General features: G+C 73.1%; 10 protein-coding genes. 8 read left to right on the forward strand and 2 right to left on the reverse strand.

The annotated features are described in order from the left end of the window. Nucleotides 1–111: 111 nt before the first annotated feature. Nucleotides 112–381 carry a DUF6343 family protein gene (locus AB0F62_RS41990; RefSeq protein ID WP_361811949.1) on the reverse strand — a complete coding sequence of 90 codons (270 nt, stop codon included), beginning with the start codon at nucleotides 379–381 and terminating at the stop codon, nucleotides 112–114. Between the two features lie 138 nt (nucleotides 382–519). Between AB0F62_RS41990 and AB0F62_RS41995 the strand changes: the two genes are divergently transcribed. From AB0F62_RS41995 to AB0F62_RS42030, 8 genes are all read left to right on the forward strand, one after another. After that, nucleotides 520–1,620 (forward strand): MFS transporter, encoded by a 1,101-nt coding sequence (locus AB0F62_RS41995; protein WP_361811952.1) that lies wholly within the window; start codon nucleotides 520–522, stop codon nucleotides 1,618–1,620. A 35-nt stretch (nucleotides 1,621–1,655) separates the two neighbouring features. Beyond that, nucleotides 1,656–2,180, forward strand: coding sequence for a SigE family RNA polymerase sigma factor (locus AB0F62_RS42000; protein WP_361811955.1), 525 nt, complete (start codon nucleotides 1,656–1,658; stop codon nucleotides 2,178–2,180). A 62-nt stretch (nucleotides 2,181–2,242) separates the two neighbouring features. Then, nucleotides 2,243–3,502: a hypothetical protein gene (locus tag AB0F62_RS42005; protein ID WP_361811958.1), complete on the forward strand. Its 1,260-nt coding sequence runs from the start codon at nucleotides 2,243–2,245 to the stop codon at nucleotides 3,500–3,502. Nucleotides 3,503–3,657: 155 nt separating this feature from the next. Continuing rightward, complete coding sequence (locus AB0F62_RS42010) at nucleotides 3,658–5,130, forward strand: FAD-binding protein (protein WP_361811961.1); 1,473 nt, start codon at nucleotides 3,658–3,660, stop codon at nucleotides 5,128–5,130. Nucleotides 5,131–5,159: 29 nt separating this feature from the next. After that, nucleotides 5,160–5,891, forward strand: a complete 732-nt coding sequence (locus tag AB0F62_RS42015; RefSeq protein ID WP_361811964.1) for a tyrosine-protein phosphatase — start codon at nucleotides 5,160–5,162, stop codon at nucleotides 5,889–5,891. 93 nt (nucleotides 5,892–5,984) lie between these two features. Further along, a complete protein-coding gene (locus AB0F62_RS42020; protein WP_361811967.1) occupies nucleotides 5,985–6,461 on the forward strand; it encodes an SRPBCC family protein in 477 nt (158 codons plus the stop codon). After that, a complete protein-coding gene (locus AB0F62_RS42025; RefSeq protein ID WP_361811970.1) occupies nucleotides 6,458–6,811 on the forward strand; it encodes a metalloregulator ArsR/SmtB family transcription factor in 354 nt (117 codons plus the stop codon). The genes AB0F62_RS42020 and AB0F62_RS42025 overlap by 4 nt, the downstream gene beginning before the upstream one ends. Nucleotides 6,812–6,816: 5 nt before the next feature. Next, nucleotides 6,817–7,170 (forward strand): hypothetical protein, encoded by a 354-nt coding sequence (locus tag AB0F62_RS42030; RefSeq protein WP_361811973.1) that lies wholly within the window; start codon nucleotides 6,817–6,819, stop codon nucleotides 7,168–7,170. A 108-nt stretch (nucleotides 7,171–7,278) separates the two neighbouring features. Here AB0F62_RS42030 and tnpA read toward each other — a convergent pair. Beyond that, nucleotides 7,279–7,492: IS200/IS605 family transposase (gene tnpA / locus AB0F62_RS42035; protein ID WP_361811976.1), on the reverse strand; the 214-nt coding region annotated here is incomplete at its 5' end.

The raw sequence follows: 7,492 nt of genomic DNA on the forward strand, positions 1-7,492 counted from the left end.
GGGGGTCGCCCCCCTTTTAACCCCCTGGCCCGGGTGCAAACCCCCCGGCGCCACTCGGCGTTTCCCTGTCCGCGCGCACGCCGTGCGCACCGCCGTGCGCAGGCCGTGCGCTCAGTGCTTGCGGAGCGGTTCGTACGGCGGGACATCGCGTCCCGGCTGCCAGTGGGGGCCCTGGCGGATGTGCCGGACGATCACGAAGAGGTCGCCCCCCGCGACGAGCGCCAGCAGACCGAAGAAGACCGCCCAGCCGGTACGCCCCAGGTCCGCGAAGACCACCGTTCCCGCGATCGCCCAGGCCAGCCCGAAGGCCGCCAGCCCGAGCCGCATCCGCAAGGCGCTGCGAGCCCGCAGAGGCTCGTTCCCGGTACGTCCCATGTGCATGGAAAACGCCTCCTCAACGGATTCGTACCCGGCTACGCTCGTCCCATGACATGGCGACATTGATCATCACCGGAGTCCCCCCTGGCGCGCAGGCTCTACGCCTACGCCTTCATCGAGGACCTGATCCCGCTCTACCCGGTGTACGCGGTGCTCTTCGCCGACGCCGGGCTGTCGGAGGCCGGGATCTCCTCGCTGTTCGCCGTGTGGTCGCTCACGGCGTTCCTGCTCGAGGTGCCCTCGGGCGTGTGGGCCGACCGCTTCTCCCGGCGCGCCCTGCTCACCGTCGCGCCCCTGCTCGCCGGGGCGGGCTTCACGCTGTGGACCCTGTGGCCCTGCTACGCCTCCTTCGCCGCCGGTTTCGTCCTGTGGGGCGCCGGCTCCGCGCTGCGGTCGGGGGCGCTGCAGGCGCTGGTCCACGAGGAGCTCACCCGGGTCGGCGCGTCCCGGGCGTACGCGCGCCTGACCGGCCGCGCGCAGGCGCTCGGCACCACGGCGGCCCTGGCGGCCACAGCGCTGGCGGGCCCGCTGCTCGCGGCGGGCGGCGACCACGCCGTCGGGCTGGTCAGCGTCGCGGTGACCGTGCTCACCGCGCTGGCGGCCCTCGCGCTGCCCGAGCCCCGGGGTCGCCGGGACCGGGCCGCGGCGGGCGGCGGCCCCGCCACGTACACCGGCCTGCTGCGTGAGGCCCTCGCCGAGGCCCGGCACACGCCCGGGGTCGGGCGCATGGTGGCCGTCGTCTCCCTGCTGGCGGGGGCGACCGCGCTGGACGAGTACGTACCGCTGCTCGCCCAGGCCACCGGCGTAAGGCCGTCCCTCGTGCCGCTGCTCGTGCTGCTGGTGACGGCGGGCTCCGTCGCGGGCGGCTGGCTGGCCGGCCGCGGCGAGCGCCGGGCGCCACTGGCACCGGCGGTGGCCGGGGTGTGCCTGGCCGCGGGTGCGGTGGGCGCGCACCCGGCGGGGCTGGTGGTGGTGGCCGTCGCCTTCGGCGTCTTCGACTGGGCGACGGCGGCCGCCGACGCGGGCCTGCAGGAGCGGCTGTCCGACCGCACCCGCGCGACGGTCACCTCCCTGGCGGGCCTGGGCTCCGAGGCCGCGGCGCTGCTGCTGTTCGGCTGCTGGGCGCTGGGGTCGCGGTGGTCCGGGGCCGGGCCGCTGTTCGCCCTGACGGGCCTGCCGTTCCTCGGCGCCGCGCTCGTGCTGTGGCGGTGCAACATTTCCGTACGCCCGCGACGTCAGTGAGGTGAAGGCGGCGCTGATCGACGATGGGGTGGGGCATGCACGAGGACCGTACGAAGGACTACCTGGACTTCGCGGCGACCCGCGCGGCACATCTCTTCCGGTCGGCCTGCCTGCTCACCGGCGGCGACACCCACCTCGCCGAGGATTTGGTGCAGGAGACCCTCGGCAAGATGTACGTCACCTGGCGGCGGGTGTCCCGGGTCGGCAACCCCGCCGGCTACGCCCAGACCGTGCTCGTCCGCACCTTCCTCAGCCACAAGCGGCGGCGTAGCAGCGGTGAGTCCCCCATCGGTGAACTTCCCGACGTCCCCTCGGGTTCCGGCGACCACGACAGCGACACGGCACTGCTGCGGCTGACCCTCCTCGACGCGCTCGCCCGGCTGGCGCCGAAGGACCGCGCGGTCGTGGTGCTCCGCTACTGGGAGGACCGGAGCATCGAGGAGACCGCGGACACGATGCGGGTCAGCTCCGGCGCGGTGCGCACCCGGTCGGTCCGCGCCCTCGCCCGGCTCCGCGAACTGCTCGGCGACAGCCTCGCGGAACTCGTCTCGTCCCACTGACCCCACCTCCCCCCACCGATTTCCCCTCCCCTTCCCCCTTCTCCTCCGGACGGTGGTTCACCATGCCCTTCGAAGACGACCTCGGGGCCGCGCTGCGGCACACCGGCGACACCTTCAGCACCGACAACCGCGCCCTCGTCGCGGCCGGCCTGGCCCAGGGCCGCAGCGTCCGCCGGCGCCGCACCGCCGCCGTCGTGGGCACGGTGGCCGCCGTGGCGGCCGCGGGGGTGACCGCCGGCCTGGTCGTACCGGGCGGCACGGCCCGGAAGGTGGGCCCGGCGAGCTCGAGCACGCCCGCCCCGACGGACAGCGGCAACGGCAAGGACGACGCCAAGGACAAGGGCGAGGACACCACCCGCGGCGGTGTCCCGGATTCGGAGTTGTTCACCGTTCTGCGGCAACTCCTCCCCGAGGGCAGGGTCCTCAGCGGGCTGGCCTCGGACATGGAGGGCACCTCGAATCCGGGGAGCCCCTACGCCCAGGCCGTCTGGGACGACGGCCGCGGGGCCTCGACGATCTCCGTCAACCTGAGCCGCGTCCAAGCCGGGCAGAGGCAGGACGAGTGCCCCGACCTCGCGCTCATGAAGCCCGGCACGACGTGCAAGCGCACCGAACTCCCCGGCGAGGCCGTGCTCGTCGTCATCAAGGGCTGGGAATACCAGGACAACCGCAAGGGCCCCAAGGACTGGCAGGCCATCCTGACCACCCCCGACGGCCGTCAGATCCAGGCCGATGAATGGAACGCACCCGCGCAGAAGGGCAAGCCCACCACCCGGGAGAACCCGCCGCTGAGCGCCGCCCAGCTCGGCGCCCTCGTGCGCTCCGCGCAGTGGGACCGGTTCTTCTCCGGCATCCCCGAGGCCCCGGCCACGCAGCCCGGGACCGACCCCGCGATGCCGAGCTCCGCGAAGATCATGGCCCTGCTCAAGGAGGTGCTGCCCAAGGGACTGAAGGTCACCGTGCCGCGCGGGCAGGACGGCGGATACCTCCACCTCACCGTCGACGACGGCCGCGGCGCCACCTTCGTCGAGATCGACTTCCAGCGCTGGGCGCCTGACGAGGTGGACGACCCGATCTACAAGAAGGCGACCGTCCTCCCCGACGGGACGAAGCTGGTCAAGCGCCGCGACGGTGGCGACAAGGGCGGCGTCGGCATCGTGCGGTGGGTCGCCGACACCATCCGCCCCGACGGGCTGCGGGTCGTGGTCTCGGCGTTCAACTCCGACGGCTACCACCGTCCCGTGACCCGGAAGGCGCCCGGCGTCAGCATGGACGAACTGGTCAAGGCCGCCACCGACCCCCGGTGGGCGCAGCTGAAGTGATCACCTGGGCGGCCCGCCCCGGCGGGCCGCCCGCCCCGGGGTCGGTTAGCGTCGCGGTGGCCCACGGGATTGCCCGACTCCCTGCTGACGGGAGGACACCGGGCCTAGAATCCCGGACTGTTGCACCGTCCACCGACCGTTCAGGGGGAGCGCCCATGTCCCAACTCCCGTCCCGGCGAGTGATGTTGCGTGCCGCGGCCACCACCGCGGGCGCCGCGATCGTCGGATTCGACCCGATCGGCCGAAGCTGGGCCGCGGCCGGGACCGCCGCGGACCGTGCGGACGGCACGCTGGTGGGGCTGCCCCACCTGGACGGGACGCTGCTGACCGATGACGCCGCGCTCGGCGCGGCGGCCGACGACTTCGGCCACATCGTCCACCGGCGGCCGGTGGCCGTGCTCCGCCCGGGGTCGGTCGACGACGTCGTCGCCATGGTGCGCTTCTGCAACCGGCACGGGCTGAAGGCGGCGCCCCGCGGCCAGGGCCACGGCACCTTCGGCCAGGCCCAGGTGGACGGCGGGCTGGTCATCGAGACCACGCCGCTGGCGCGGATCGGCCCGGTCGACGTACACCGCCGCACCGTCACCGTCGGTGCCGGCGCCAAGTGGAGCGACGTCACCAGAGCCACCCTGGAGCACGGCCTCACACCGCCGGTCTTGACCGACTACCTCGAACTCTCCGTCGGCGGCACGCTTTCCGTCGGCGGACTCGGCGGCCAGAGCCACCGGCACGGAGCGCAGGTCGACAACGTCACCGAACTGCGGGTCGTCACGGGCGCCGGCGAGCTGGTGCGGTGCTCTCCGGAGCGGCACCGCGAACTCTTCGAGGCGGCGCTGGCAGGCCTGGGCCAGTGCGCCGTCATCGTCTCGGCCACCCTGCGCCTGGTGCGGGCCCCCTCGACCGTCCGGCACTACCTGCTGCCCTACCACGACCTGGGCACCTTCCTCGCCGACCAGCGACTGCTGGTCACCGACGGCCGGTTCGGCTACGTCGAGGGCCAGGTCGTCCCGGACGCGAACGGCGCGTTCCGCGGCTACGTCCTGGAGGCCGTGTCCTACGACGCCGCGCCCGACGACGCCGCGCTGCTGGCGGGGCTGCACCACGACACCGCGGGTGTGCAGATCGAGGACCTCGGCTACTTCGACTTCCTGAACCGCCTCGCCGCCTCGGTGGAGGCGCTCAAGGCCGCCGGCCTGTGGGACTTCGCCCACCCGTGGCTCAACCTGCTCATCCCCGGCGACAAAGCGGCCGCCGTGGCCGGGGGCATCCTGGACGCCCTCACACCGGCCGACCTCGGCCCCGGCGTCGTCCTGCTCTACCCGCTGCTGCGCGAACGCCTGCACCGGCCCCTGCTGCGCACGTCCCGGGACCCGGTGCCGTACCTCCTCGCGGTGCTGCGCACCACTCCGCCGCAGGACACCGCCACGGTCGACCGCCTCCTGGCCGCCAACCGCGCCGCCTTCGAGGCCACCCGGGCGGCGGGCGGCACGCAGTACCCGGTCGGGTCGATCCCCTTCACTCGTACCGACTGGCGCGTCCACTTCGGCTCGGCGTGGCCCGCGCTGGCGGCGGCCAAGCGGAGGTTCGACCCGCGCGAGGTCCTCGTCCCCGGCCAGGGGATCTTCTGAGGCGGCCGACCGGCCCGTAGGGTTCGCCCATGGGGAGACACATAGCGTTCGAACGGCTCCACAACTTCCGTGATCTGGGCGGCTATCGGACGACCGACGGCCGCGCGGTCCGCTGGGGGCGGCTCTACCGCTCCGATGCCCTGTCCAAGCTCGGCGGCGGCGATCTGGAGAGGTTCGCCGCCCTCGGGATCCGCACGGTGATCGACCTGCGCTATCCGTTCGAGATCGAGGCCAAGGGTCGCGTGCCGGAGGCCACAGGCGTCGCCTACCACAACCTCAGCATCGAGCACCGGCCGTACGACCAGACCACGTTCGGGCCCGAGGTCGAGACGACCGCCTTCTACGCCCGGCTGCACGCCGAGGTGGCGGCCGACGGGGTCAAGGAGCTGGCGCGGGCGCTGGACGTGATCGCCGCCGACGGCAGCGGGCCGCTGGTGTTCCACTGCGCGGCGGGCAAGGACCGCACCGGGCTGCTGGCGGCGCTGGTGCTCGGGCTGCTGGGAGTGTCGGAGGAGGACATCGTCGCCGACTACGCGCTGAGCGACCTGGCGACCGCGCGCCTGCTCGCGGACTGGACGGCCGCCCATCCGGATCGGAGCCTGCGGTGGCCGGGCTGGGGCAGGGCACCCGCCGACGCGATGCGGATCTTCCTCGCCGGGCTGACCGCCGAGCACGGATCCGTCGAGGGGTACGCCCGGGAGCGGCTCGGTGCGGACGAGGCCCTGCTGACCGCGATGCGGGAGGCGCTGCTCACGGACTGATCCACGCGACGTGCAACCTGTAGGTTGCGTGTCGGCACCTCACGTGCAACCCTGGAGTTGCATGTGAGGCTGTCGACCGACGGAGGAATCATCATGAGCACCCAGACCCCGGACCGCATCGAGCGGGAGATCACCATCGCGGCCCCGGTCCAGCGCGTGTGGGACGTCCTGACCCGGCCCGAGCACATCGGCCGCTGGTTCGGCGCGGACCTCGGCGGCAGCGGCGCGCCCGCGGAGGTGGACCTGCGGCCGGGCGGCGCCTTCGAGATCGACCACGGCTTCGGCAGCTACCCCAGCCGCGTCGTGAGCGTGGAACCGCCGCGCTACTTCTCCTACCGCTGGGCCACCGCCTTCCCGGGCGCCGAGGCCACCGAGGACAACTCCACCCTGGTCGAGTTCACCCTCACCGCCGACGGCGACGGCACCCGCCTGCGGGTGGTCGAGAGCGGCTTCGCGGCACTCGACATCCCCGAGGACCGGATCCCGTACGCCGGGTACGAGAGCCACTCGCAGGGCTGGGTGGAGGTCGCGGCCGGACTCGCCACGTACGTGGAGAAGCTGTCCGCATGACGGACGCCCGCACCGACGGCGAGGAGGACGTCTTCGCCGCGCTCGCCGACCCGATGCGCCGCCGCATCCTGGACGCCATCGCCGAGCACGGTGACACCACCGCCACCGTGCTCGCGGCCGAACTCCCCGTGTCCCGCCAGGCGATCGTCAAGCACCTGACCGTGCTGGACCACGCCGGGCTGGTCGCGGGACGGCGCGCGGGCCGCGAGATGCGGTACGCCGTACGGTCGGAGCGGCTGGTCGCGGCGGCGCGGTGGATGGACCGCGTCGCCGCCCGCTGGGACGCACGGCTGTCGGCCATCAAACGCCTTGCGGAGGAGCCCGGTTCGCCGGGACCCGGGGTAACCTGAGTGCCGTGAACGGGGAGAGGCCGCCGGACAGGTTCTCCGGCCGGATCGGCGACGGCCGGATCAACTGGCAGGTCGGCTTGCTGCTGGTCGTGGTGAACGTGGTGCTGCTCGCCCTGGGCGTCGGTTCCACCTTCTGGTTCTTCGGGCAGGACATCGGCATCGCGGGGCTCTCCGTGGCCCTGCCCGCCATGAGCCTGTGCACCTTCCTGGTGCTCTTCACCGACTCCCGCGACGTGCGCACCGCCGTGATGTCCGCCTTCACGGTCTTGTACTTCGGCTTCGTGGCGGCCTCGTTCAACAACGAGGTCGCCCGGGCGATGGCCGACACGTCCGGCTTCCTCGACGACGTCTACCGCTGATCTTGGGAGGGTGCCCCGGCCTTCAGGCCGGGGGTGAATCGCATCTCTGGTGTGCTCTGACCTCAGCACGGGTCCGTACTGTCTGCCCGCGCCCACGGCTGGCCGCGCTCAGTCCGGCCGCTTCTGCTGCGCGATGTAGTCCTTGACCACCTGGAGCGGGGCACCGCCGCATGAGCCCGCGAAGTACGAGGGCGACCAGAACCGGCCCTGCATGATCGCCTGGTTGACCCGGTCGGTGAACTCGGCGCGCAGGCGGCGGGACGAGACGCCCTTGAGGCTGTTGACCAGGCTGGCGAGCGCGACCTTCGGTGGGTAGTGCACG

The sequence above is a fragment of the Streptomyces sp. NPDC026673 genome, assembly GCF_040638135.1.
Lineage (GTDB): Bacteria > Actinomycetota > Actinomycetes > Streptomycetales > Streptomycetaceae > Actinacidiphila.